The sequence below is a fragment of the Pseudomonas argentinensis genome (assembly GCF_001839655.2).
Taxonomy (GTDB): domain Bacteria; phylum Pseudomonadota; class Gammaproteobacteria; order Pseudomonadales; family Pseudomonadaceae; genus Aquipseudomonas; species Aquipseudomonas argentinensis_B.
In genome coordinates, this window is record NZ_CP056087.1 from 186,882 (window position 1) to 210,712 (window position 23,831).

Annotated in this window: 24 protein-coding genes; 9 read left to right on the forward strand and 15 right to left on the reverse strand. The window is 63.7% G+C overall.

The window, feature by feature from the left end; all coding sequences use genetic code 11:
- Window positions 1-3: 3 nt before the first annotated feature.
- The 3 genes from rnk to cyaY all read right to left on the reverse strand — a co-directional run bounded on the left by rnk (window position 4) and on the right by cyaY (window position 1,054).
- The gene (gene rnk, locus SA190iCDA_RS00860) at window positions 4-411 is read right to left on the reverse strand and encodes a nucleoside diphosphate kinase regulator (RefSeq protein ID WP_070885930.1); all 408 of its coding nucleotides are present in this window, start codon (window positions 409-411) and stop codon (window positions 4-6) included.
- A gap of 117 nt (window positions 412-528) precedes the next feature.
- A complete protein-coding gene (locus SA190iCDA_RS00865) occupies window positions 529-732 on the reverse strand; it encodes a DUF1289 domain-containing protein (protein WP_070885929.1) in 204 nt (67 codons plus the stop codon).
- Window positions 722-1,054: an iron donor protein CyaY gene (gene cyaY / locus SA190iCDA_RS00870; RefSeq protein WP_070885928.1), complete on the reverse strand. Its 333-nt coding sequence runs from the start codon at window positions 1,052-1,054 to the stop codon at window positions 722-724. Before cyaY ends, SA190iCDA_RS00865 begins: the two co-directional genes overlap by 11 nt.
- Before the next feature lie 180 nt (window positions 1,055-1,234).
- On the opposite strand from cyaY, the gene lptM reads away from it, so the two are divergent.
- The 6 genes from lptM (at window position 1,235) to SA190iCDA_RS00900 (ending at window position 5,828) form a co-directional block, all read left to right on the forward strand.
- Window positions 1,235-1,360 (forward strand): LPS translocon maturation chaperone LptM, encoded by a 126-nt coding sequence (gene lptM, locus SA190iCDA_RS00875; protein ID WP_074885553.1) that lies wholly within the window; start codon window positions 1,235-1,237, stop codon window positions 1,358-1,360.
- Between the two features lie 9 nt (window positions 1,361-1,369).
- Window positions 1,370-2,617 carry a diaminopimelate decarboxylase gene (gene lysA / locus SA190iCDA_RS00880; RefSeq protein WP_070885927.1) on the forward strand — a complete coding sequence of 416 codons (1,248 nt, stop codon included), beginning with the start codon at window positions 1,370-1,372 and terminating at the stop codon, window positions 2,615-2,617.
- 5 nt (window positions 2,618-2,622) lie between these two features.
- The gene (gene dapF, locus SA190iCDA_RS00885) at window positions 2,623-3,453 is read left to right on the forward strand and encodes a diaminopimelate epimerase (RefSeq protein ID WP_070885926.1); all 831 of its coding nucleotides are present in this window, start codon (window positions 2,623-2,625) and stop codon (window positions 3,451-3,453) included.
- Complete coding sequence (locus SA190iCDA_RS00890) at window positions 3,450-4,145, forward strand: DUF484 family protein (RefSeq protein ID WP_070885925.1); 696 nt, start codon at window positions 3,450-3,452, stop codon at window positions 4,143-4,145. The genes dapF and SA190iCDA_RS00890 overlap by 4 nt, the downstream gene beginning before the upstream one ends.
- A gap of 76 nt (window positions 4,146-4,221) precedes the next feature.
- Window positions 4,222-5,127, forward strand: a complete 906-nt coding sequence (gene xerC / locus SA190iCDA_RS00895; RefSeq protein ID WP_070885924.1) for a tyrosine recombinase XerC — start codon at window positions 4,222-4,224, stop codon at window positions 5,125-5,127.
- Window positions 5,124-5,828 (forward strand): HAD family hydrolase, encoded by a 705-nt coding sequence (locus tag SA190iCDA_RS00900; protein ID WP_070885923.1) that lies wholly within the window; start codon window positions 5,124-5,126, stop codon window positions 5,826-5,828. The genes xerC and SA190iCDA_RS00900 overlap by 4 nt, the downstream gene beginning before the upstream one ends.
- 277 nt (window positions 5,829-6,105) lie before the next feature.
- Here SA190iCDA_RS00900 and sutA read toward each other — a convergent pair whose 3' ends face one another.
- From sutA to glnK, 5 genes are all read right to left on the reverse strand, one after another.
- Window positions 6,106-6,426 (reverse strand): transcriptional regulator SutA, encoded by a 321-nt coding sequence (sutA, locus tag SA190iCDA_RS00905; RefSeq protein WP_070885922.1) that lies wholly within the window; start codon window positions 6,424-6,426, stop codon window positions 6,106-6,108.
- A 75-nt stretch (window positions 6,427-6,501) separates the two neighbouring features.
- Entirely contained in the window at window positions 6,502-6,927 is a 426-nt protein-coding gene (locus SA190iCDA_RS00910; RefSeq protein WP_070885921.1) for a secondary thiamine-phosphate synthase enzyme YjbQ, read from the reverse strand.
- Window positions 6,928-7,055: 128 nt separating this feature from the next.
- The gene (locus tag SA190iCDA_RS00915) at window positions 7,056-8,309 is read right to left on the reverse strand and encodes an ammonium transporter (protein ID WP_070885920.1); all 1,254 of its coding nucleotides are present in this window, start codon (window positions 8,307-8,309) and stop codon (window positions 7,056-7,058) included.
- 117 nt (window positions 8,310-8,426) lie between these two features.
- Complete coding sequence (locus tag SA190iCDA_RS00920; RefSeq protein ID WP_070885919.1) at window positions 8,427-9,743, reverse strand: ammonium transporter; 1,317 nt, start codon at window positions 9,741-9,743, stop codon at window positions 8,427-8,429.
- Between the two features lie 41 nt (window positions 9,744-9,784).
- On the reverse strand, window positions 9,785-10,123 hold the full coding sequence (gene glnK / locus SA190iCDA_RS00925) for a P-II family nitrogen regulator (protein ID WP_003096476.1): 339 nt from the start codon (window positions 10,121-10,123) through the stop codon (window positions 9,785-9,787).
- A 389-nt stretch (window positions 10,124-10,512) separates the two neighbouring features.
- Here glnK and SA190iCDA_RS00930 point away from each other — a divergent pair, with 389 nt between their 5' ends.
- From SA190iCDA_RS00930 to SA190iCDA_RS00940, 3 genes are all read left to right on the forward strand, one after another.
- Window positions 10,513-10,785: an accessory factor UbiK family protein gene (locus SA190iCDA_RS00930; protein WP_070885918.1), complete on the forward strand. Its 273-nt coding sequence runs from the start codon at window positions 10,513-10,515 to the stop codon at window positions 10,783-10,785.
- A gap of 33 nt (window positions 10,786-10,818) precedes the next feature.
- Entirely contained in the window at window positions 10,819-12,309 is a 1,491-nt protein-coding gene (locus SA190iCDA_RS00935; RefSeq protein ID WP_070885917.1) for a YifB family Mg chelatase-like AAA ATPase, read from the forward strand.
- A 221-nt stretch (window positions 12,310-12,530) separates the two neighbouring features.
- Window positions 12,531-14,504 (forward strand): BCCT family transporter, encoded by a 1,974-nt coding sequence (locus SA190iCDA_RS00940; RefSeq protein WP_070885916.1) that lies wholly within the window; start codon window positions 12,531-12,533, stop codon window positions 14,502-14,504.
- Window positions 14,505-14,961: 457 nt separating this feature from the next.
- On the opposite strand, the gene SA190iCDA_RS00945 is transcribed toward SA190iCDA_RS00940, so the two are convergent.
- From SA190iCDA_RS00945 to SA190iCDA_RS00975, 7 genes are all read right to left on the reverse strand, one after another.
- On the reverse strand, window positions 14,962-15,837 hold the full coding sequence (locus SA190iCDA_RS00945; protein ID WP_070885915.1) for an ABC transporter permease subunit: 876 nt from the start codon (window positions 15,835-15,837) through the stop codon (window positions 14,962-14,964).
- A gap of 82 nt (window positions 15,838-15,919) precedes the next feature.
- Entirely contained in the window at window positions 15,920-16,801 is an 882-nt protein-coding gene (locus tag SA190iCDA_RS00950; protein ID WP_170833951.1) for an ABC transporter permease subunit, read from the reverse strand.
- A gap of 23 nt (window positions 16,802-16,824) precedes the next feature.
- Window positions 16,825-17,979, reverse strand: coding sequence for a polyamine ABC transporter ATP-binding protein (gene potA, locus SA190iCDA_RS00955; protein ID WP_070885913.1), 1,155 nt, complete (start codon window positions 17,977-17,979; stop codon window positions 16,825-16,827).
- 57 nt (window positions 17,980-18,036) lie between these two features.
- On the reverse strand, window positions 18,037-19,131 hold the full coding sequence (locus SA190iCDA_RS00960; protein ID WP_170833945.1) for a polyamine ABC transporter substrate-binding protein: 1,095 nt from the start codon (window positions 19,129-19,131) through the stop codon (window positions 18,037-18,039).
- Window positions 19,132-19,280: 149 nt separating this feature from the next.
- Window positions 19,281-20,381, reverse strand: coding sequence for a polyamine ABC transporter substrate-binding protein (locus SA190iCDA_RS00965; protein WP_139159484.1), 1,101 nt, complete (start codon window positions 20,379-20,381; stop codon window positions 19,281-19,283).
- A gap of 166 nt (window positions 20,382-20,547) precedes the next feature.
- On the reverse strand, window positions 20,548-21,915 hold the full coding sequence (locus SA190iCDA_RS00970; protein ID WP_070885912.1) for an aspartate aminotransferase family protein: 1,368 nt from the start codon (window positions 21,913-21,915) through the stop codon (window positions 20,548-20,550).
- 54 nt (window positions 21,916-21,969) lie between these two features.
- Window positions 21,970-23,328, reverse strand: coding sequence for a glutamine synthetase family protein (locus SA190iCDA_RS00975; protein WP_070885911.1), 1,359 nt, complete (start codon window positions 23,326-23,328; stop codon window positions 21,970-21,972).
- Window positions 23,329-23,831 lie beyond the last annotated feature (503 nt).

The window sequence follows — 23,831 nt, forward strand, 5'->3', positions numbered from 1 at the left end:
AGCTCAGCGATCGTATTCACCGGCGGCTTCAGGCTGGTATTCGACCTCCAGCAGGGTCAGTTTGAGCTGCTTGCCGCCCGGTGCCGGCCAGTCGATGTGCTGGCCGACGCTCAGGCCCAGCAGGGCCGCACCCACCGGTGCAAGGATCGAGACCTTGCCTTCACCGCCGGCGTCCTTGGGGTAGACCAGGGTCAGGTGGTAGTCCTTGCCACTTCCTTCCTCGCGACAATGCACGCGTGAATTCATGGTCACCACCCCGGCCGGAATCTGGTCGTGGCCGACCACCTCGGCGCGATCCAGCTCGGCCTGCAGGGCCTCGGCGGTCGGGCCGAAATCATCGAGGCCGTCGAGCAGCTGCTCGAGGCGCTGCAGATCGAGACGGGTAATGGTGATGGACGGTGTGCTGGCCATGGTGCGGGCATATCTCCTTTGCTGGACGCCAAAAAAGCAAAACCCCATCGAGACGACGGGGTTTTTGCAGAAGTTGGGCTGACCGTACCACAGCCACCCAAATAAACAAGAGCCAGGTCAGCCGAGTGCCAGCCGCTGCTCGGCCAGGACGCGAATGATGCGCCGCCGCTCGTCGCTGGCATGGCCCCACTCGAGGATTTCCGCCAGCAGGCGCCCGCAACCGAGGCAGCGCTCGGCCTCGTTCAGGCAACAGCGGCGGCGACAGGGCGATGCCACCGGAGTGTCGCCAGACGCGGGTTCGCCGGTATCTTCAGATTTCATCGAACTCGAGCTCGACACCGGCCTGCTCGGCGACGATGCGCTCGAGCATCTCGCTGAGCAGTTCGTCGCTGCTGTCGCAGATCCAGCGCTGGTTGTCCTCGTCGTAGTCGAAGTGAAAGCCTCCCGAGCGGGCTGCCAGCCACAGCTGGCGCAGCGCCGGCTGGCGGCTGAAGATCAGTTGCGAGCCATTGTCGAAGCGCACCGTCAGCACGCCAGCGGAGTTCTCCAGATCGATGTCCAGGTCGCTGTCGTCGAAAATGTCTTCCAGCGCCTGCTGCAGCGCGTCGACCAGGTCGTGGAAACGGGCTTCGCTCAAACTCATTGCACTTACCTCATGAAAAATTCAGCTGCGTCGGACCGCCGCAAAACGCGGGCACGCCCTGACCTGCAGGCGCCAGCAGGCCAGGGCAAAGCCCCGCCGGACGGGAATCCCGGCGCATAGGCAACATGCCGGGGGGTCGGTATACTCGGGGCAATTATGCTTTATTACAAGGATTTGACCATGAAGCGGCTGTTCACTGCCCTCATCGCCCTCGTCGCCGTTACCACCCTGCTCGGCGGCTGTGGCCAGAAAGGCCCGCTGTACCTGCCGGATGATAACCAGTCCGCCTCTTCGCAAGACAGATAAGGGCCGCCCATGAACACCTTCGAATACCGCGACGGTTCGCTGTTCGCGGAAGGTGTGGCGTTGTCCGCCGTCGCCCAGCGCTTCGGTACGCCCACCTACGTCTACTCGCGCGCCCATATCGAGGCGCAGTACCGCGCCTACGCCGATGCCCTGGCCGGCATGCCGCATCTGGTATGTTTCGCGGTCAAGGCCAACTCCAACATCGGCGTGCTGAACGTGCTGGCGCGCCTCGGCGCCGGCTTCGACATCGTCTCCAGCGGTGAGCTGGAGCGCGTGCTGGCCGCTGGTGGCGAACCGAGCCGCATCGTCTTCTCCGGCGTCGGCAAGAGCCGCGACGACATGCGCCGTGCCCTGGAAGTCGGCGTGCACTGCTTCAACGTCGAGTCGAGCGTCGAGCTGGAGCGCCTGCAGAAGGTCGCCGCCGAGATGGACGTCAAGGCGCCGGTTTCGCTGCGGGTCAATCCGGACGTGGACGCCGGCACCCACCCGTACATCTCCACCGGCCTCAAGGAAAACAAGTTCGGCATCGACATCGAGCAGGCCGAGGCGGTCTACACCCGCGCGGCCGAGCTGCCGAACATCGAGGTGGTCGGCGTCGACTGCCATATCGGTTCGCAGCTGACCACCCTGGAGCCCTTCCTCGATGCCCTGGATCGCCTGCTGCTGCTGATCGACAAGCTGGCCGCACGCGGCATCGTCATCAAGCATCTGGATCTGGGTGGCGGCCTCGGTGTGCAGTACCGCGACGAGCAGCCACCGCTGGCCGGTGACTACATCGCCGCCGTGCGCAAACGCCTGAAAGGTCGTGACCTGTCCCTGGTGTTCGAGCCGGGTCGTTTCATCGTCGCCAACGGTGGCGTGCTGCTGACCCAGGTGGAATACCTCAAGCACACCGAACACAAGGACTTCGCCATCATCGATGCGGCGATGAACGACCTGATCCGCCCGGCCCTGTACCAGGCGTGGATGGAGGTCTCGCCGGTACAGCCCCGGGACGGTGAGGCGCGCAATTACGACCTGGTCGGACCGATCTGCGAGACCGGCGATTTCCTGGCCAAGGATCGTCAGCTGGTGCTCGAAGAAGGCGACCTGCTGGCCGTGCGTTCGGCCGGTGCCTACGGCTTCGTGATGAGCTCCAACTACAACACCCGCGGCCGCGCCGCCGAGGTGATGGTGGACGGCGAGCAGGCCTTCGAGGTGCGTCGCCGCGAAACCCTGGACGAGCTCTTCGCGGGCGAAAGCCGCCTGCCGGAGTGATGCCCATGTTATTGCGCTTTACCAAGATGCATGGCCTGGGCAACGACTTCATGGTTCTCGACCTGGTCAGCCAGCATGCCCATATCCAGCCCAAGCACGCCAAGCAGTGGGGCGACCGGCACACCGGCATCGGCTTCGACCAGCTGTTGCTGGTCGAACCGCCGCAGCACCCGGACGTGGATTTCCGCTACCGCATCTTCAACGCCGATGGCAGCGAAGTGGAACAGTGCGGCAATGGCGCGCGCTGCTTCGCCCGCTTCGTGCTGGACAAGCGCCTGACGGTGAAGAAGCACATCCGCGTGGAAACCAAGGGCGGCATCATCGAGCTCAACGTGCGTGCCGATGGGCTGATCACCGTGGACATGGGTGCACCGCGCCTGGCCCCCGAGCAGATCCCCTTCCAGGCCGATGCCGAAGCGCTGAGCTACGCCGTCGATGTCGATGGCCAACGCCACGAGCTGGCCGCGGTATCCATGGGCAACCCCCATGCGGTGCTGCGCGTCGACGCCGTCGACAACGCCCCGGTGCACGAACTGGGCGCGAAGCTGGAGCACCACCCGCGCTTTGCGCAGCGGGTCAATGTCGGCTTCCTGCAGGTCCTCGACCGCCAACGTGGCCGTTTGCGCGTCTGGGAACGCGGCGCCGGGGAAACCCAGGCCTGCGGCACCGGCGCCTGCGCGGCGGCCGTCGCGGCGATTCGCCAGGGCTGGATGGACTCGCCCGTACAGCTGGAACTGCCCGGCGGCAAGCTGCACATCGAGTGGGCAGGCCCCGGCCAGCCCGTTATGATGACCGGCCCCGCCGTGCGCGTGTACGAAGGACAGGTTCGCCTATGACTGACCAGCAGGATTCGCCCAAGCCCCTGGACTCGGAAACGGTCGCCGCCTACCTGCGCCTGCACCCCGAGTTCTTCATCGACCACGACGAGCTGATTCCCGAGCTGCGCATTCCGCACCAGCGCGGCGATACCGTGTCGCTGGTCGAGCGTCAGGTCAAACTGCTGCGCGAGCGCAACATCGAGATGCGCCAGCGCCTGTCGCACCTGATGGAGGTGGCCCGCGACAACGACCGGCTGTTCGACAAGACCCGCCGCCTGGTGCTCGACCTGATGGACGCCAGCAGCCTCGAGGAAGTGGTCAGCTGCGTGGAAGACAGCCTGCGCCGGGAATTCCAGGTGCCGTTCGTGGGGCTGATCCTGTTCAGCGACACGCCGCTGCCGGTTGGCCGTAGCGTCAGCAGCGCAGAAGCTCATCAGGCCATTGGCGGCCTGCTGGCCGGTGGCAAGACCATCTGCGGCGTGCTGCGCGAACATGAGCTGAACTTCCTGTTCGGAGAAGCCGGCGGCGAAGTCGGCTCGGCGGCCGTGGTGGGCCTGTCCCACCAGGGACTGCACGGCGTGCTGGCGATCGGCAGCGCCGATGCGCAGCACTACAAGAGCTCGCTGGGCACGCTGTTCCTCGGCTATATCGCCGAAGTGCTGTCGCGGGTGCTGCCCCGCTTCTCTGCGCCGCTGCGCTCGGTACGCTGAACATAGCGGCAAGCCACAAGCTTCAAGCAGCAAGAAAAGCAGAAGCAGAAGCGGCCTTTGACTTGGAGCTCGAAGCTTGAAGCTTGCAGCTGACCTGGATGCCTACCTCGAACACCTGCGCAGCGAACGGCAGGTGTCGGCCCATACCCTGGACGGCTATCGCCGTGACCTCGCCAAGCTGCTCGCCTATTGCGAGCAGGAAGGCCTGGCGGACTGGGCGCAACTCGACATCGCCCGCCTGCGTCGTCAGGTCGCGCGTCTGCACAAGCAGGGCCAGTCGGCGCGCAGCCTCGCACGCCTGCTCTCGGCCACCCGCGGCCTGTACCGCTACCTGATTCGCGAAGGCCACTGCCGGCACGACCCGGCAACCGGCCTGACGCCGCCCAAGGGCGAGCGCAAATTGCCGCGAGTGCTGGATGTGGATCGTGCCACCCAGCTACTCGACGGCGCCCAGGAAGACGACTTCATCGCCCGCCGCGATCACGCCATGCTCGAGCTGTTCTATTCGTCCGGCCTGCGCCTGTCGGAGCTGGTCGCCCTGAACATCGACTGGCTCGATCTGCCAGCCGGCCTGGTGCGCGTGACCGGCAAGGGCAGCAAGGTGCGCGAGCTGCCGGTAGGCAGCAAGGCCCGCGAAGCACTGCAAGAGTGGCTGCCACTGCGGGCACTGGCCAACCCGGCCGATGGTGCGGTGTTCATCAGCCGCCAGGGTCGTCGCATCGGTGCCCGCGCCGTGCAGTTGCGGGTGCGCCAGGCCGGCGTCAGCGAGCTCGGCCAGCATATCCACCCCCATATGCTGCGCCATTCGTTCGCCAGCCATATGCTCGAGTCGTCCCAGGACCTGCGCGCGGTGCAGGAGCTGCTCGGCCATGCCGACATCGCCACCACCCAGGTGTACACCCACCTGGATTTCCAGCACCTGAGCAAGGTCTACGACAGCGCCCACCCACGGGCCAAACGCCGCAAGAGACAGGATTCATGAGCATTCGCCTGATCACCTTCGACCTCGACGACACCCTGTGGGACAACCGCCCGGTGATCCTGGGTGCCGAAACCGCCATGCGCGACTGGATCAGCCAGCATGCACCGCGCCTGGCGGGCCAGCCGGTGGATCACCTGAGCCAGGTTCGCGTTCGTCTGCTGGAGGCCGAGCCGGGCCTGAAGTACCGCCTCAGCGAGCTGCGCCGACGTACCCTGCGCCATGCGCTGGAAGGCGTGGGCCACGGCCCCGAGGAAGCCGCACAGCTGGCCGAAGGTGCGTTCCAGGCGATGCTCGAGGCGCGCCACGCCATCACCTTCTTCAGCGACACCGTCACCACGCTGGAGCTATTGGCCAACCAGTACAGCCTGGGCGTGATCACCAACGGCAACGCCGACGTGCGCCGCCTCGGCCTGGCGGACTATTTCAGTTTCATTCTCTGCGCCGAGGAGCTGGGCGTTGGCAAACCTGACCGCAGACCGTTCGAGGAGGCCCTCGCTCGCTCCGGCATGCAGGCCGGGCAGGCGGTGCATATCGGCGACCACCCCGGCGACGATATCGCCGGCGCACAGGCGGCCGGCTGGCGCGCGGTGTGGTTCAACCCCGAGGGCAAAGAGTGGAGTGGCGAGCGGCACGCCGATGCACAGATCCGCAGCCTGGGCGAGCTGCCGGCGCTGCTGCAGCGCTGGGCCTCGATGACTTGAGAAGAGTTGAGCGAAATACAATCGGCTGATTTTCGCCATTGATATGCATAGCGCCGTCGAGCATGCGTAACGGTGCTGTAGCGGGAACCGCTTGATGTACAACTTCGTGGGAGCGGCTTCAGCCGCGATCAACGTTAAAGGCACCAACAGTCTCGCGGCTAAAGCCGCTCCTACATTGACCGCTCACTTGCGGTCTTCTGCTACAAAAGACAGCCGCCACAAACGCAAAAGCCCGCCTGAGAAAGGCGGGCTTTTGCGTTCAGATCCAGCGTTCGCGTCAGATGGGGCGACTGCCGTACTTGCTATCAGGCTTCTTGGGAGGATCGGAAACCACGTTGGGCTCCACTTCCTGAACCTTGCCACCACGGGAGAGGAATTCTTCCATGGCGCGCGCCAGCGCATCGCGTTCCTTCTGCTTGGCTTCTACGCTCGGCAGTTCCTCGACTTCAACGGCCTTCTTGGCCTTGCCCTTGGCGGGCGCCGCGCTATCGGACTCGCTGTCATCATCGGCAACATCACCATCAGCGGCCGCCAGCTCCTCGCCGTCGTCCTCATCTGCGCCTTCCAGCTCGTCTTGTTCCAGTTCTTCGTCGCTCATGTTCAGCCTCATGACTTGCGAAAAGCAGGTTAGTTATAGCCCAGTCGTCCAACGTTGCCGAACGCCTGGAAAAATTCAATTTGCCGTACCTTGCAAGGTTGCAAGCACACGTCGGGCACCACCGTGTTCGCGGTGTTCGCCCAGGTAAATCCCCTGCCAGGTACCCAGCGCCAAGCGTCCGTTACTCACGGGCAGCTGCAACTGAACACCGAGCAGGCTCGCCTTGAAGTGCGCCGGCAGATCGTCCGGGCCTTCATCGCAGTGCTCGAAGCCGGTCGCGTCCTCGGGGACGAGACGGCGGAAGAAGCGCTCGAAGTCGCGCCGCACCGCAGGGTCGGCATTCTCGTTGACGGTCAGCGACGCCGATGTGTGCTGCAGCCACAGGTGTAACAGACCCGCCCTGTAGCTCGGCAGTTCCGGTAATGCATCCAGCAATTCATCGGTCACCAGATGAAAGCCTCGCGCCCGTGGGCGCAGGGTGATCAGCCGTTGCTGCCACATGCTCGTCGCCTCGTTTTTCAACGCGCGCATTCTAGCGTGCCGGACAAAAAAGCAAAGGGCGCCTGAGCGCCCTTTTACCGGTGTGGACCATCATTTCTACTGATGGTCGGCGCCATGCGCCTCACCCATCACTTCTTGCCGGTGAACTCGGGGTAGGCTTCCATCCCGCACTCGACCAGGTCGACGCCCTCGTACTCCTCTTCCTCGGACACCCGCAGGCCGATGACCGCCTTGATGAGGCTCCAGACGATCAGGCTGGCGATAAATACCCAGGCGAAGATGCAGGCGATACCCAGCAACTGCGCTCCCAAGCTGGCTTCCGGGTTGGTCAGGCAGACCGCCAGGGTGCCCCAGATACCCGCAGCGCCATGCACGGAGATGGCACCCACCGGGTCGTCGATCCTGATCTTGTCGAAGCCGAGGATGGCGAACACCACCAGCACGCCACCGACGCCGCCGATCAGGGTGGCCTGCAGTGCGGTCGGGGTCAGCGGCTCGGCGGTGATCGACACCAGGCCGGCCAGTGCACCATTGATGGCCATGGTCAGGTCGGCCTTGCCGAACAGGATGCGCGCCACGATCAGCGCCGCGATCAGGCCACCGGCAGCGGCCATGTTGGTGTTGACGAACACCTGGGCCACCGCGTTGGCATCCTCGATGGTGCTCATCTTCAACTGCGAGCCCCCGTTGAAGCCGAACCAGCCCATCCACAGGATGAACATGCCCAGGGTCGCCAGCGGCAGGTTGGCACCGGGAATGGCATTGATCTGGCCATTGGCGCCGTACTTGCCCTTGCGCGCACCGAGCAGGATCACCCCGGCCAGCGCAGCCGCGGCACCGGCCATGTGCACCACACTGGAGCCGGCGAAATCGAGGAAGCCGGCGGCGTCGAGGAAGCCGCCGCCCCATTTCCAGAAGCCCTGCACCGGGTAGATGACCGCGGTCATCACCACCGCGAAGGCGAGGAACGACCACAGCTTCATGCGCTCGGCCACCGCGCCGGAAACGATCGACATGCAGGTGGCGGCGAAGACGATCTGGAAGAAGAAGTCCGAACGGGCGGCGTAGTAGGGGGCGTCTTCGCCACCGGCCAGTACCGACTCGACGCTGTTCTCGTCACCGATCAGAAAGCCGAAGCTCGGCAAGACGCCGCCCTCGGGGCTGGAATACATGATGTAGTAGCCGATCAGCAGGTACATGATGCAGGCGATGGCGAACAGCGCCACGTTCTTGGTGAGGATCTCGGTGGTGTTCTTGGCCCGTACCAGGCCCGCTTCGAGCATGGCGAAGCCGGCGGCCATCCACATGACGAGAGCGCCGCAGATCAGGAAGTAGAAGGTATCGAAACCATACTGCAGTGCAGTCAGTGCTGTGTTGTCCATTTTTTATCACCTCTGGCCGTTGCGCACGGGGGTGCGCTGTGCGGTCGAGGCGCCCGGGTTGGCTCCGGGCGCACTCCGTGTGCTGTCGGCCCGCCACAGAAAGCAGGCCGCTGGTACTTACAGGATGTAGCCACGCTCGTTGTGCTGAGCCAGGTCGAGGCCGACCGACTCGTCTTCGTCGCTGACCCGCAGGCCCATCACGGCATCGATGACCTTGAGGATCACGAAGGTGACGATGCCGGTGTAGATCACGGTGACGGCCACGCCCTTGAACTGGATCCACAGTTGCAGGCCGATGTTCTCGACCTCACCGAAGCCGCCCAGGGCCGGTGCAGCAAAGATACCGGTCAGCAGCGCGCCGACGATGCCGCCCACGCCGTGCACGCCGAACACGTCCAGGGAGTCGTCGTAGCCCAGCTTGCGCTTGAGGCTGGTGGCGCAGAAGAAGCAGATCACGCCGGCCGACAGGCCGATGATCATCGCGCCCATCGGGCCGACGGTGCCGGCCGCCGGGGTGATGCCGATCAGGCCGGCGACCACGCCCGAGGCGATGCCCAGTGCGCTGGGTTTGCCGTGGGTGATCCACTCGGCGAACATCCAGCCCAGCGCAGCGGCGGCGGTGGCGATCTGGGTGACCAGCATGGCCATGCCAGCGGTCTGGTCAGCGGCGGCAGCGGAGCCGGCGTTGAAGCCGAACCAGCCCACCCACAGCATCGCTGCACCGATCAGGGTGTAGCCCAGGTTGTGCGGCGCCATGGCCACGCTCGGGTAACCCTTGCGCTTGCCGAGCACGATGCACGCCACCAGGCCAGCGATACCGGCATTGATGTGCACCACGGTGCCGCCGGCGAAGTCGAGCACGCCCCAGTCCCACATCAGGGCACCGTCGCCGCCCCAGACCATGTGCGCGATCGGCGCGTAGACCAGGGTGAACCAGACGGTCATGAACACCAGCATCGCGGAGAACTTCATGCGCTCGGCGAAGGCGCCGACGATCAGCGCCGGGGTGATGATGGCGAAGGTCATCTGGAAGGTGATGAACACGCTTTCCGGAAAGGCCGCGGTCAGCGATTCCTTGGTCAGGTTGCCGAGGAACATGTTGCCCAGGCCGCCCACGAAGGAGCTGAAGTTGGTGACTCCGGCTTCCATCCCGGTGGTGTCGAACGCCAGGCTGTAACCGTAGGCGAACCACAGCAGGCTCATCAGCGCGGTGATGGCGAAGCACTGCATCATTACCGACAGGACGTTCTTGGAACGCACCATGCCGGCGTAGAACAGCGCCAGGCCTGGAATGGTCATGAACAGCACCAGGGCGGTGGCGGTCAGCATCCAGGCCGTATCACCGGAATTCAGCGTTTTTTCCTGAGCCATGACCAGGCTTGGGAAAAACAGGGACGAAAGGGCTCCAAGCCCTGCGATTTTTCGCAGAGTCATGATTTAACTCCTGGGACGATTTGGGGGGTGGGGGCGGAGCTTTAGATCGCGTCGGTATCGGTTTCGCCGGTACGGATGCGGATCGCCTGTTCCAGGTTTACGACGAAAATCTTGCCGTCACCGATCTTGCCGGTGTTGGCAGCCTTGGTGATGGCCTCGATGACGCGGTCCAGCTGATCGTCAGCAATGGCGACGTCGATCTTCACCTTGGGCAGGAAGTCGACGACATATTCAGCGCCGCGGTACAGCTCGGTATGGCCCTTCTGGCGGCCGAAGCCTTTCACTTCGGTGACGGTGATGCCTTGCACACCGATTTCCGACAGCGATTCGCGGACGTCGTCCAGCTTGAACGGCTTGATGATGGCAGTGACTAGTTTCATGAAACTCTCTCCCGTGTAAGGTGGACTTGCCCCAGGAATTGCTACCCCGGCGCCAGTCTAAGCTCAGTGTCCGGCTTTTGTATGCATCGGCTGCCAAGACGGGCTGACCAACTGCTCGCGGCGTACCCTCCCGCCCGTTCGTGACAACCGAACCGCATCGGTGCATGGGTCATGAGCCTCTAAGCAGAAATCTTGCCAATCTTGGCAAAACACTGCTTTTCAGGAAGTTACGGGCCTCGGGATGATTGTGACCGGCTTCACGGTAAAGCGGCCGCACCAGAAGAGCGCCGAACCGCACCGCGCCATGCACACCATTGGTGCGCCACTGGCGCGACGGTGGCGAAAAACCACCGTGCTACACTGCCGCCAACTCATTCTGGAAGGTTCCCATGCTGCCACCCAAAGCGTTGCTCGATGCCCTCAGCAGCCAGGCCAGTCGCCTGCTCAGCGGTGACAACCCGCTGCCCCGCAGTGAAATCGAAAGCCAGCTCAAGGCGCTGCTGCAGAGCAGCTTCAGCAAGCTGGATCTGGTGAGTCGCGAGGAATTCGACAGCCAGATGGTCGTACTGGCCCGCACCCGCGCGCGCCTCGAAGCCCTGGAAGCCAAGGTCGCCGAGCTCGAAGCACGCACCGCAACGACGCCGCACGCACCGGCCGAGTAACGGCTCGGCCGGCACGCGATCAAGGAGTGATCAATGTCATTGGCCATCGTCCATAGCCGCGCCCAGGTCGGCGTCGATGCACCCGCAGTGACCGTCGAGGCACACCTGGCCAACGGCCTGCCCTCCCTGGCCCTGGTCGGGCTGCCGGAAACCGCGGTCAAGGAATCCAAGGACCGCGTACGCAGCGCCATCCTCAATTGTGCCCTGGATTTCCCACCGCGCCGTATCACCCTGAATCTCGCGCCAGCGGATCTGCCCAAGGACGGCGGTCGCTTCGACCTGGCCATCGCCCTGGGCATCCTCGCCGCCAGCGGCCAGTTACCCGGCGAATCCCTGACCAGCCTCGAATGCCTCGGCGAGCTCGCCCTGTCCGGTGCGATTCGCCCGGTTCAGGGCGTACTGCCCGCCGCGCTGGCTGCCCGGCAAGCCGGTCGGACCCTGGTGGTACCCAGGGAAAACGCCGAGGAGGCCAGCCTGGCTACCGGCCTCAGCGTTCTGGCGGTCGATCACCTGCTGGAGCTGGTCGCGCACCTCAACGGCCAGACGCCGCTGGCGCCCTACCAGGCTCAGGGCCTGTTGCGTCATACCCAGCCCTACCCGGACCTTGCCGAAGTGCAGGGCCAGATCGCCGCCAAGCGCGCCCTGCTGGTGGCCGCCGCCGGCGGCCACAATCTGTTGCTGAGCGGGCCGCCGGGAACCGGCAAGACGCTTCTGGCCAGCCGCCTGCCCGGCCTGCTGCCGCCGCTCACCGAAGAGGAGGCGCTGCAGGTCGCCGCGATCCGCTCGGTGGCCAGCCACACGCCGCTGCAGAGCTGGCCGCAGCGCCCTTTCAGGCACCCGCACCACAGCGCATCCGGCCCGGCCCTGGTGGGCGGTGGCAGCCGTCCGCAACCCGGAGAAATCACCCTGGCCCACCACGGCGTCCTGTTTCTGGACGAATTGCCCGAGTTCGACCGCCGCGTGCTCGAAGTGCTTCGCGAGCCCCTGGAAAGTGGCCACATCGTGATCGCCCGCGCCCGCGACAAGGTCGCCTTCCCTGCCCGCTTCCAGCTGGTGGCGGCCATGAACCCCTGCCCTTGCGGGTTTCTTGGCGATCCCAGTGGCCGCTGTCGCTGCAGCCCAGAGCAGATCCAGCGCTATCGCGGCAAGCTGTCCGGGCCCTTGCTCGACCGCATCGACCTGCACATCACCGTGGCCCGCGAGAGCACCCAGCTCGATGCACCGCCAGTCAACGGCGAGACCAGTGCGGTCGCCGCCAGCCGCGTCGCCGCCGCGCGGGACATCCAGCTGCAGCGCCAGGGCATCGCCAATGCCTTTCTCGACCTGCCCGGGCTGCGCGCCCACTGTCACCTGGCCGACGCCGATCGCCAGTGGCTGGAGCACGCCTGCGAGCGCCTCACCCTGTCACTGCGCTCGGCGCACCGCGTGTTGAAGGTGGCGCGTACCCTGGCCGATCTGCAGGCCGAAGAGCGCATCAGTCGCCAGCATCTGGCCGAGGCGCTGCAGTACCGCACCAGCCTGTAAGACTGCGCAAATAAGCTGAACGAAACGGCTAATGGCTTATCGATAGCAGGCGTGGCCAAGAATCCGCCTACCGGTGATGCTACAATCGCGGGCCTTCCGCTTTTGGCGGCCATCCGAAAACCCGAGTCGTTTCTCCATCCTGCCCTCCATCCGATCCAGCCTGAGCTGGTTTAGTGGATGCGCACGTGATGGACTGACTCCGACCAAGGAGAGCTAGCTCAATGGGGGCAAATCTGTCTTCCCGCTCCACCCTCAACCCGCCGGTTTTCTTCGGCTCGACCTTCCTGATCGCCTGCCTGGTGATCTACAGCACGGCATTCAAGGACAACGCCCAGAGCGTGTTCGGCGCCACCCAGGCCTGGATCATCGAGAATGCCAGCTGGGTCTATATCCTTTCCGTCGCCTTGATCCTGCTATTCGTGGTGTATCTGGCCATGAGCCGTTTCGGCGATATCAAGCTCGGCCCGGACCACAGCGAGCCCGAGTACAACAATACCACCTGGTTCTCCATGCTGTTCTGCGCGGGCATGGGCATCGGCCTGATGTTCTTTGGCGTGGCCGAACCCGTCATGCACTTCATAGCCCCGCCAGTCGGCGACCCACAAACGGTCACCGCGGCAAAGGAAGCGATGAAGCTGACCTTCTTCCACTGGGGTCTGCACGCCTGGGCGATCTACGCCATCGTCGCCCTGATCCTCGCCTATTTCGCCTTTCGCCATAACCTGCCGCTGACCCTGCGCTCGGCGCTGTACCCGCTGATCGGCGACCGCATCTACGGCCCTATCGGCCACGCCGTGGACATCTTCGCGGTCATCGGTACCGTGCTCGGTGTGGCCACCTCGCTGGGCTACGGCGTGCTGCAGATCAACACCGGCCTCAATCATCTGTACGGACTGCCGACCACCACCACGGTGCAGATCGGTCTGCTGATCTGCACCATGGGGCTGGCGACCATCTCGGTGGTCAGCGGCCTGGACAAAGGCATCCGCCGCCTGTCCGAGCTGAACATGCTGCTGGCCGTGGCATTGCTGTTATTCGTTCTGGTACTCGGCCCGACCGTATTCATTCTGCAGACCTTCGTGCAGAACACCGGCGGCTACCTGTCGGAGATCGTCAGCAAGACCTTCAACCTCTACGCCTACGAGCCAACCGACTGGATCGGCGGCTGGACCCTGTTCTACTGGGGCTGGTGGCTGTCCTGGTCGCCGTTCGTGGGTCTGTTCATCGCCCGCATCTCCCGCGGCCGCACCATCCGCCAGTTCATCAGCGGCGTGCTGGTGGTGCCGGCCGGCTTCACCCTGCTGTGGATGACCGTGTTCGGCGATACCGCGATTCACATGATTCTGGTCGACGGCATCAGCGACCTGGCCGAAGCGGTGAACCAGGACAGCGCCCTGGCCCTGTTCGCCTTCCTCGAGCACTTCCCGCTGTCGATGATCCTGTCGCAGATCGCCATCATCATGGTGGTGGTGTTCTTTGTCACCTCGGCGGACTCCGGTGCCATGGTGGTGGACATGCTGGCCTCCGGTGGGCATGACAAAACCCCGGTATGGCAGCGCATCTTCTGGGCAGTGCTGATGGGAGTGGTGGCGGCCTCGCTGCTGCTGGCCGACGGCCTCAAGGCCCTGCAGACCGCGACCATCGCCAGCGCCCTGCCCTTCGTGATCGCCCTGATGGCCTCGATGTGGGGCCTGCTGCGCGCCCTGCAGATCGATGCGGCCAAACGCAACCTGCGCGATCAGGTTGCCCTCAGCCCCCGTGGTGCCTCGAGCCCTGGTGGCTGGCAACGGCGCTTGCGCAGCATGGTGATGCTGCCGCGCCGCTCCCACGTCAACCGCTTCATCGCCGAAACGGTGTTGCCCGCCTGCCAACAGGTGGCCGAGGAAATGCGCAAGCAGGGCCGCGAGGCCCAGGTCGAAAGCGGCGACGACGGTCGCGTGACGTTGTCGGTCAGCCATGGTGCCGAAGCGGACTTCCAGTATCAGGTACGCCCCCGCGCCCTGATCCAGCCAAGCTTCGCCCTGCGTGATACCCGGGATGACTCCAGCGAGGAGCGCAAGTACTTCCGCGCCGAGGTTCACCTCAACGAAGGCGGCCAGGATTACGACGTGATGGGCTGGAACCGCGAAGAAGTGATCGGCGACATCCTTGACCAGTACGAACGCCATATGCACTTCCTGCACCTGACGCGCTAAGCCTCTGCGCCAACAGGAACGCCCGGGCCGTGATAGCTCGGGCGTTTTCATTTCTACCTTCTCCTTACCTCGGCAGGGCAACCAGCGCTGACTGATTGCCGGGTGCAGCTTGATGACTGCGTGGCAAGCGCTTCCAGCCCGGGTCACCAGCCTCCCTGATGGCCTGCTCATGACCTTTCGGCCCGACTTTCAGCGTTTTGTCTGCAAAAAGACGGAAGTAGTCATCGGCGCAGTACCTGTGGGAGCGCGCCATGCCCGCGATTTTTCGCGCGCATGGCGCGCTCCCACAATGGACCAGCGAACGGCTGCTCTTGCCTTGTTGCAGTCTTTCTAATGTCGCCCAAAACGCTCGTGAACAGACTCTGGCGGATGGTGCAATCATCGCCAGCCATTACCGGAAATGAAGATGCCCGCCCTGCTTGCGCAGTGGCGGGCATCGTCTTGCAGCTCAGCTGATTCAGTGGGCCGGCTTGGCCTCCGGGCGAGTACCGATGGCGTGCTGGCTTTCTTCCATGACCTGCTGGATCGCCTTGCGGCGGCGTTCCTCGGCGCGGTGGGTAAAGAACCACACCAGGAAGGTGGCCAGCGAGACCGCCAGCAGGATCAGGCTGGCGATGGCGTTGATCGCCGGGGTCACGCCCAGGCGCACCTTGGAGAACACCTCCATCGGCAGTGTGGTGGCGCCAGGGCCGGACACGAAGCTGGCCAGCACCAGGTCATCGAGCGAGAGCGCGAAGGACATCATGCCGCCGGCCATCAGCGAAGGCGCGATCATCGGGATGGTGATCAGGAAGAACACCTTCCACGGCCGCGCGCCAAGGTCCATGGCGGCTTCCTCGATGGACAAGTCCAGCTCGCGCAGGCGCGCCGACACCACCACGGCCACATAGGCCGAACAGAAGGTGGTGTGGGCGATCCAGATGGTCATCATGCCGCGCTCGGCCGGCCAGCCGATCAGCTGCGCCATGGCCACGAACAGCAGCAGCAGCGACAGACCGGTGATCACTTCCGGCATCACCAGCGGTGCGGTGACCAGGCCACCGAACAGGGTGCGGCCCTTGAAGCGGCTGATCCGGGTCAGCACGAAGGCCGCCAGGGTACCCAGCGCCACCGCGGCGATCGCCGTGTAGCAGGCGATCTCCAGGGAGCGCCACACGGCGCCCATCAGCTGGCGGTCGTCGAGCAGGCTCCAGTACCACTTGGTCGACCAGCCACCCCACACCGTTACCAGTCGCGAAGCGTTGAACGAGTAGATCACCAGGATGACCATCGGCAGGTAGATGAACGCCAGGCCGACCCACAGCATCAGCGTGGAGAAACGGAAATTCTTCATACCCGGCCCTCCAGCTCTTTTGCCCGGCCTGTGGATGAAGAGCCGATTGAACAGAATGATCGTTGACGCGCGCTATGGGGAGTCATACGCGTCCCTCCAGCTCTTTTGCCTGGTTGCGATTGAACAGAATGATCGGGATCAGCAGGATCGCCAGCATCACCACCGCCAGCGCCGAGGCCACCGGCCAGTCGCGGTTGTTGAAGAACTCCTGCCACAGCACCTTGCCGATCATCAGGGTTTCCGGCCCGCCGAGCAGCTCGGGGATCACGAACTCGCCGACCACCGGGATGAATACCAGCATGCAGCCGGCGATGATGCCGTTCCTGGACAGCGGCACGGTGATCTTCCAGAAGCTGTTGAAGTTGCTCGATCCCAGGTCCGAGGCGGCTTCGAGCAGGCTCTGATCGTGCTTCACCAGGTTGGCGAACAGCGGCAGGATCATGAACGGCAGGTAGGAGTAGACGATACCGATGTACACCGCGGTATTGGTATTGAGGATCTGCAGCGGTGCGTCGATCAGGCCGATGCTCTGCAGGAAGCCGTTGAGCAGGCCATTGTTGCTGAGGATGCCCATCCAGGCGTAGACGCGGATCAGGATCGCGGTCCAGGTCGGCATCATCACCAGCAGCAGCAGGACCGTCTGGGTTTCCTTCTTGGCCCGGGCGATGGCATAGGCCATCGGGTAGCCGATGATCAGGCAGGCCAGGGTGCTGAAAAAGGCGATCTTCAGCGAGCCCAGGTAGGCGGCCAGGTACAACTCATCCTCGGTAAGGAAGATGTAGTTGCCCAGGTTCAGTACCACCTGCAGGGTATTGTCCACCCAGGTGTAGATTTCCGTGTACGGCGGGATCGCCACGTCGGCTTCGGCGAAGCTGATCTTCAGCACGATCACGAAGGGCAGCAGGAAGAACAGGAACAGCCAGATGAACGGAATGCCGATCACCAGGTGTCGGCCGTTAGGCATACGCTTGGTCAGGCTGCTCATCTTCATGATTGCAATACCACGCCGCTGTCGTCTTCCCAGAACACCACCACGGGCTCATCCCAGGTCGGCCGCTTGCCGCGGCGCTCGGCGTTGGCGATGAAACACTGGACGATCTGCCCGGAGGTCAGCTTGACGTAGTACACCGAATGACCGCCCAGGTAGGCGATGTCGTGCACGATGCCGTGGCTCCAGTTGTACTCCGGATGCTCGTGATCGGCCGGCAACTGGGTGGCCATCAGCAGCTTTTCCGGACGCAGGGCGTAGGTGACCTGGGTCTCCTGGGCACGGGTGCTGATGCCGTGACCGATGTAGATCGGCTTGTCCAGTTGCGGGCAGTCGATCACCGCGTGGTCGGTGTCATCGTGGACGATCTGCCCGTCGAACAGGTTGACGTTGCCGATGAACTCGCAGACCAGGCGGCTGGCCGGCGTCTCGTAGACGTCGATCGGGCTGCCGATCTGGGCGATCCAGCCCAGGTGCATGATGGCGATGCGCTGGGCCATGGTCATGGCCTCTTCCTGGTCGTGGGTGACCATCACGCAGGTCACGCCGACGCGTTCGATGATCTCCACCAGTTCGAGCTGCATCTGCGAACGCAGCTTCTTGTCCAGGGCGCCCATGGGCTCGTCGAGCAGCAGCAGCTTGGGCCGCTTGGCCAGGGAGCGGGCCAGGGCCACGCGCTGGCGCTGGCCGCCGGAGAGCTGATGGGGTTTGCGCTTGGCGTACTGGGTCATGTGCACCAGCTTGAGCATCTCGGCCACGCGCTCGTCGATCTCGGCCTTGGACATCTTGTCCTGCTTGAGGCCGAAGGCGATGTTGTCCGCCACGCTCATGTGCGGGAACAGCGCGTAGGACTGGAACATCATGTTGATCGGTCGATCGTAGGGCGGCAGTTCGGTAATGTCCTGGCCGTCGAGGTAGATGCGCCCCTCGGTGGGTCGCTCGAACCCGGCGAGCATGCGCAGCAGGGTCGACTTGCCCGAGCCGGAGCCACCGAGCAGGGCGAAGATCTCGCCCTTGTTGATGGTCAGCGAGACATCGTCGACCGCGATGGTTTCGTCGAACTTCTTGGTTACGCGCTCGATCTTGACCAGCACCTCTTTGGGTTGCTGGCTGCCCTCGATGACCTTCTTATAGGTACTGGAAGCAACTGCCATTACCAAACTCCCGCAGTAAAAATGGCGCCCGGCGAGGGCCGGGCGCTAAAGGGTTCATCATCTTCCGGACTTTATCTTGGTCCAGCTTCGCGTCATCAGGCGCTGCGCCTTGGGCGGCAGTTCGGCCATCACGTACAACTTGTCCAGCACGGCCTGGGGTGGGTACACCGACTCGTCCTGGCGAATGTCCTGGTCCATCAGCTCCCCCGCCTTGACGTTGGGGTTGGCATAGCCGACATAGTCACTGACCCCGGCGATCACCTGTGGATCGAGGAGGTAGTTGATGAAGGCATGGGCCTGCTCGACGTTGCTGGCATCCTTGGGGATGGCGAGCATGTCGAACCACAGGTTGGCGCCTTCCTTGGGAATCGCATAGGCGATTTCGACGCCCTTTCCGGCCTCCGCGGCACGGTCGGATGCCTGCAGGACATCGCCGGAGTAGCCGAACGCCACGCAGATGTTGCCGTTGGCCAGGTCCGAGATGTATTTCGAGGAGTGGAAGTAGCTGACATAGGGGCGCACTTCCATCAGCTTGGCTTCGGCCTTGGCGTAGTCATCGGCGCTCTGGCTGTTGGGATCCAGGCCCAGGTAATTGAGCACCGAAGGGATCATCTCGTCCGCCGAATCCATGAAGGACACGCCGCAGCTGGCAAGCTTCTTCATGTTCTGCGGTTCGAACAGCACGGCCCAGGAGTCGATCTTGTCGACACCCAGTACTTCCTTGACCTTGGCGACGTTGTAGCCGATGCCGTTGGTACCCCAAAGATACGGCACTGCATACTGATTGCCCGGGTCGTTGGTTTCCAGCTGCTTGAGCAGCGCCGGGTCGAGGTTGTTCCAGTTCGGTAGCTTGCTCCGGTCGAGCTTCTGGAACGCGCCCGCCTTGATCTGCTTGCCGAGAAAATGATTGGAGGGCACCACCACGTCGTAGCCGCTACGGCCGGCGAGCAGTTTGCCTTCCAGGGTTTCGTTGGAGTCGAAGACGTCGTAGACCGGTTTGATGCCCGTGTCTTTCTGGAACGCGGCCAGGGTGTCCTCGCCGATATAGTCGCTCCAGTTGTAGATATGCACGGTACCGTCGGCATGTGCCAGGGTTGCCAGGCCAACCGAAAGCGCGGTCGTTGTCAGGATCTTGCCCAGGGAAAAATGCACAGGTCGTCCTCTTGTTGTGGCTCATCACCTGCAGGTGACGTATCGCGATTCGGGAGAGCGCCAGGGCAGCAGCGGCACTCGACGGGCGGCGATCCGCCCCTTGCCCATAAGCGCAGACCGCGGCGCCAGGCACCGCGGTCATCTAGCGATCAGCGACCGGACTTGATCTTGGTCCAGCTGCGGGTCATGGCGCGCTGGGCGGCCGGCGGCAGGTCCGGGAAGGCGTACAGCTTGCCCATGGTTTCCTGCGTCGGGTATACGCCCGGGTCGTTACGAATGGCTTCGTCGACCAGCGGCGTGGCTTTCGCGTTGCCGTTGGGGAAGTGCACTTCGTTGGTGATCTCGGCCATGATTTCCGGCTTCATCAGGAAGTTCATGAAGGCATAGGCCGACTCGACGTTTTCCGCGTCGGCGGGGATGGCCACCATGTCGAAGAAGGTACCGGCGCCTTCCTTCGGAATGTTGTAGGACACCTTGACCTTGCCACCGGCCTCTTCGGCACGGGCCTTGGCCTGGTAGACGTCACCCGAGTAACCCACGGCCACGCAGAGGTTGCCGTTGGCCAGGTCGGAGATGTACTTGGAGGAGTGGAAGTAGGTGACCGACGGACGAATCTTCAGGAACAGCGCCTCGGCTTCCTTGAGCTGCTTCGGATCGGTGCTGGTTGGATCGTAGCCCAGGTACTGCAGGGCGATCGGCAGGATCTCGGTCGGCGAGTCGAGGAACGACACGCCACAGGCCTTCAGCTTCTCGATGTTCTCGGGCTTGAACAGCAGGTCCCAGGAATCCACCGGCGCGTTGTCGCCCAGCGCGGCCTTGACCTTCTCGGGGTTGAAGCCGATGCCGATCGAGCCCCACATGTACGGGAAGGCGTATTGGTTGCCCGGGTCGCTGACCTCGACGGTTTTCAGCAGGTTCTTGTCCAGGTTCTCCCAGTTCGGCAGCTTGGACTTGTCCAGCGGCTGATAGACCTTGGCCTTGATGTGCTTGGCCAGGAAGTTGTTGGACGGCACCACGATGTCGTAGCCGGACTTGCCGGCGAACAGCTTGGCTTCCAGGGTTTCGTTGGAGTCGAAGACGTCATAGGTGACCTTGATACCGGTCTCCTTGGTGAACTTGGCCACGGTATCCGCGGCGATGTAGTCCGACCAGTTGTAGACGTTCAATACCTTGCCATCTGCCTGCGCCATACCGGCCACGGCGCCGGCCAGCGTCACCGCCAGCAGAGTCTTGCCGAAAGTCTTGATCATGCGGTTCAGCTCCCTTATGTGAGGTCGATTAACCGGGCCGCCGTTCTACGCGGCGGGACCCGTTTTTTGGCCGGCAAGTCTGGCGATAACAGCCCCATCGCTCAAGCCCTGACAGGCAATTGATTACACCCGACTGTCGCTGCATTCGAAACGCGTCGCAACGCCGTCAGGCCAGTAAAGCACGGGCGGTGAGATCCAGGCATTTACGGGCCTTTTCCACCAGCTCGTCGATCTCGCTCTTGCTGATCACCAGCGGCGGCGAAATGATCATGGTGTCGCCCACGGCGCGCATGATCAGACCGTTCTCGAAGCAATGACCGCGGCAGATCATGCCCACCGCCTTGTCGCTCGGATAACGCGCGCGGGTCGCCTTGTCCTTCACCAGTTCGATGGCGCCCAGCATGCCCACGCCGCGCACCTCGCCGACCAATGGATGATCGGCCAGCTCGCGCAGTCGTTTCTGCAAATACGGTGCCGTTTCTTCTCTGACCCGCTCGATGATTTTTTCTTCGCGCAGAATTCGAATGTTCTCCAGCGCCACCGCCGCCGCCACCGGATGCCCGGAATAGGTGAAGCCGTGGTTGAAGTCGCCACCCTCGTTGAGCACCTGGACGATCTCGTCACGCACCACCAGCCCACCCATCGGCACGTAGCCGGAGGTCAGGCCCTTGGCAATGGTCATCATGTCCGGCGTGTTGCCGTAGTAATCGCTGCCGAACCACTCACCGGTACGGCCGAAACCGCAGATCACCTCGTCGGCGACGAAGAGGATGTCGTACTTGGCGAGAATCTCGCGCACCCGCGGCCAGTAACTGTCCGGGGGAATGATCACCCCGCCGGCGCCCTGGATCGGCTCGGCCAGGAAGGCCGCGACGTTGTCTTCGCCGACCTCGAGAATCTTCTTCTCCAGCTCGTCGGCGGCCCAGATGCCGAAGGCTTCCGGGGCCATGTCGCCGCCCTCGCCGAACCAGTACGGCTGGGCGATGTGCACGATGCCCGGGATTGGCAGGTCGCCCTGCTCGTGCATGCCCTTCATGCCGCCCAGGCTGGCGCCGGCGACGGTGGAGCCGTGATAGCCGTTCTCGCGGGCGATCACCACCTTCTTCGCCGGTTTGCCCTTGAGGGCCCAGTAGTGGCGGACCATGCGCAGCATGGTGTCGTTGCCTTCCGAGCCCGAGCCGGTGAAGAACACATGGTTCATGCCGGCCGGGGTCACCTCGGCGAGCGCCTTGGCCAGCTCCAGCACCGGCGGGTGGGCGGTCTGGAAGAAGGTGTTGTAGAACGGCAGCTCGCGCATCTGCTTGCTGGCCGCCTCGACCAGTTCTTCACGGCCATAACCAACGGCCAGGCACCAGAGCCCGGCCATGCCATCGAGGATCTTGTTGCCTTCGCTGTCCCACAGGTGCACGCCTTCGCCCCGGGTGATGATGCGCGGGCCCTTCTCGGCCAGTTGCTTGAAGTCACTGAAAGGCGCCAGGTGGTGGTCGCGGCTCATGGCCTGCCATTGCTGGGTCTTCGCATTGTTTGCCGTCATGTTCACCTCTTATGAATGCGGGGCCGTGCGGATCACGCGCCGGCCCCGGCTGGATCAGACCGAGAGCAGCAGGAACTCGCGTTCCCAGGAGCTGATCACCCGCTTGAAGTTTTCGTGTTCGGCGCGTTTGACCGCCACATAACCGCTGACGAACTTGTGGCCCAGGTACTGCTCGACTACCTGGCAGGTTTCCATGCGCTCCAGGGCCGCCTCCAGGGTCAGTGGCAGGCGCAGGTTGCGGCGCTCGTAGCCACGGCCCACCACCGGTGCGCTCGGCTCGATGCCTTCGACCATGCCGATATAGCCGCACAGCAGGCTGGCCGCCAGGGCCAGGTAGGGGTTGGCGTCGGCACCGGCCAGGCGGTTTTCCACCCTGCGGTTCTGCGGCGTGGCATCCGGCACGCGCAGGCCAACGGTACGGTTCTCCTCGCCCCACTCGACGTTCACCGGTGCCGAGGTATCGGGCAGGAAGCGGCGGAACGAGTTGACGTTGGGCGCGAACAGCGGCAGCACTTCGGGAATGTATTTCTGCAGGCCGCCGATGTGGTGCATGAACAGCTGGCTCATCGAACCGTCTTCGTTGGAGAAGATGTTCTTGCCGGTCTTCAGGTCGATGATGCTCTGGTGCAGGTGCATGGCGCTGCCCGGCTCATCGGTGATCGGCTTGGCCATGAAGGTCGCCGCCACGTCGTGCTTGAGCGCCGCTTCGCGCATGGTGCGCTTGAACACCAGGATCTGGTCGGCCAGGTGCAGGGCCTCGCCGTGACGGAAGTTGATCTCCATCTGCGCCGGGCCTTCCTCATGGATCAGGGTGTCCAGGTCCAGGCCCTGCAGCTCGCACCAGTCGTACATGTCCTCGAACAGCGGATCGAATTCGTTGGCCGCGTCGATCGAGAAGCTCTGCCGGCCGGTTTCCGGGCGCCCGGAGCGGCCCATCGGCGCCACCAGGGGGAAGTCCGGGTCGCTGTTGCGCTTGGTCAGGTAGAACTCCATCTCCGGCGCCACGATCGGCTGCCAGCCCTTGTCGGTATAGAGGCGCAGCACTTTCTTGAGAATGTTGCGCGGCGACAGCTCGATAGGATTGCCCTGCTTGTCGTAGGTGTCGTGGATCACCTGGGCGGTGGGCTCGATGGCCCAGGGAACGATGAACACGGCGTTCTCGTCCGGCCGGCAGAACATGTCGATATCGGCCGGGTCGAGCAGGTCGTAATACACATCGTCCTCGACATAGTCGCCGGTGACGGTCTGCAGCAATACGCTCTCGGGCAGGCGCATGCCTTTTTCGTCGAGGAACTTGTTGGTCGGCGAGATCTTGCCCCGGGCAATCCCCGTCAGGTCGCTGACCAGACATTCGACTTCGGTGATCTTGCGTTCTTTCAACCAGCTGGAGAGCTGGTCCAATTTGGTGCTCATAGAGACCTCAGGTTTTTTGAAACCGGCATCCTCGGCCGGCTCGACATGCCCCGACTCTGACGGCGGGCCTGATTGCCAGCCGCCAGCGCACGGGATAATCCAGGGTGTTCACGTCATGGCGGGCAGCCGTCTGATGGCCCCCGGCGCCTACCTGCAGGTAGCGGCGTCTCACCACATCGCCACGACTGTAACCGACCTTTGTTGCGCTCGACAGCGCCAGGTGCCATTGCAAAGCGCGCGCCGTCCCCGCCGGGCGTCGCTGGACCACGATCAATCGGGTATGCACTAGCGAACGGGACAGATGCACGAAGCCGCCCCGGTCGACAGCACAGCATAGACACGGAGAGCAAAAGGAAGCTGACGGGGTGTGCAGATTTTCGAGCGAATCGGCGGTCTGGCGTGGCCGCGACGAAACGCCGTGGGAAGCAATGCGGGATAACCGCACGCAAGGCTGGCCTGGCCTTTGCCATAGCTGGCAATGCCGCGAACCATGTGGGACTGGC

Excerpts from the sequence above, each read along its gene's own strand:
- SA190iCDA_RS00975 (WP_070885911.1), bottom strand. The coding sequence starts at position 23,328 with ATGAGCACCAAATTGGACCAGCTCTCCAGCTGGTTGAAAGAACGCAAG.
- SA190iCDA_RS00930 (WP_070885918.1), top strand. The coding sequence starts at position 10,513 with ATGCTGCCACCCAAAGCGTTGCTCGATGCCCTCAGCAGCCAGGCCAGT.
- sutA (WP_070885922.1), bottom strand. The coding sequence starts at position 6,426 with ATGAGCGACGAAGAACTGGAACAAGACGAGCTGGAAGGCGCAGATGAG.
- SA190iCDA_RS00970 (WP_070885912.1), bottom strand. The coding sequence starts at position 21,915 with ATGACGGCAAACAATGCGAAGACCCAGCAATGGCAGGCCATGAGCCGC.
- glnK (WP_003096476.1), bottom strand. The coding sequence starts at position 10,123 with ATGAAACTAGTCACTGCCATCATCAAGCCGTTCAAGCTGGACGACGTC.
- lysA (WP_070885927.1), top strand. The coding sequence starts at position 1,370 with ATGAACACCTTCGAATACCGCGACGGTTCGCTGTTCGCGGAAGGTGTG.
- SA190iCDA_RS00890 (WP_070885925.1), top strand. The coding sequence starts at position 3,450 with ATGACTGACCAGCAGGATTCGCCCAAGCCCCTGGACTCGGAAACGGTC.
- SA190iCDA_RS00900 (WP_070885923.1), top strand. The coding sequence starts at position 5,124 with ATGAGCATTCGCCTGATCACCTTCGACCTCGACGACACCCTGTGGGAC.
- lptM (WP_074885553.1), top strand. The coding sequence starts at position 1,235 with ATGAAGCGGCTGTTCACTGCCCTCATCGCCCTCGTCGCCGTTACCACC.
- rnk (WP_070885930.1), bottom strand. The coding sequence starts at position 411 with ATGGCCAGCACACCGTCCATCACCATTACCCGTCTCGATCTGCAGCGC.
- SA190iCDA_RS00965 (WP_139159484.1), bottom strand. The coding sequence starts at position 20,381 with ATGATCAAGACTTTCGGCAAGACTCTGCTGGCGGTGACGCTGGCCGGC.
- cyaY (WP_070885928.1), bottom strand. The coding sequence starts at position 1,054 with ATGAGTTTGAGCGAAGCCCGTTTCCACGACCTGGTCGACGCGCTGCAG.
- SA190iCDA_RS00910 (WP_070885921.1), bottom strand. The coding sequence starts at position 6,927 with ATGTGGCAGCAACGGCTGATCACCCTGCGCCCACGGGCGCGAGGCTTT.
- dapF (WP_070885926.1), top strand. The coding sequence starts at position 2,623 with ATGTTATTGCGCTTTACCAAGATGCATGGCCTGGGCAACGACTTCATG.
- SA190iCDA_RS00920 (WP_070885919.1), bottom strand. The coding sequence starts at position 9,743 with ATGACTCTGCGAAAAATCGCAGGGCTTGGAGCCCTTTCGTCCCTGTTT.
- SA190iCDA_RS00915 (WP_070885920.1), bottom strand. The coding sequence starts at position 8,309 with ATGGACAACACAGCACTGACTGCACTGCAGTATGGTTTCGATACCTTC.
- SA190iCDA_RS00950 (WP_170833951.1), bottom strand. The coding sequence starts at position 16,801 with ATGCCTAACGGCCGACACCTGGTGATCGGCATTCCGTTCATCTGGCTG.
- SA190iCDA_RS00865 (WP_070885929.1), bottom strand. The coding sequence starts at position 732 with ATGAAATCTGAAGATACCGGCGAACCCGCGTCTGGCGACACTCCGGTG.
- potA (WP_070885913.1), bottom strand. The coding sequence starts at position 17,979 with ATGGCAGTTGCTTCCAGTACCTATAAGAAGGTCATCGAGGGCAGCCAG.
- SA190iCDA_RS00935 (WP_070885917.1), top strand. The coding sequence starts at position 10,819 with ATGTCATTGGCCATCGTCCATAGCCGCGCCCAGGTCGGCGTCGATGCA.
- SA190iCDA_RS00945 (WP_070885915.1), bottom strand. The coding sequence starts at position 15,837 with ATGAAGAATTTCCGTTTCTCCACGCTGATGCTGTGGGTCGGCCTGGCG.
- SA190iCDA_RS00940 (WP_070885916.1), top strand. The coding sequence starts at position 12,531 with ATGGGGGCAAATCTGTCTTCCCGCTCCACCCTCAACCCGCCGGTTTTC.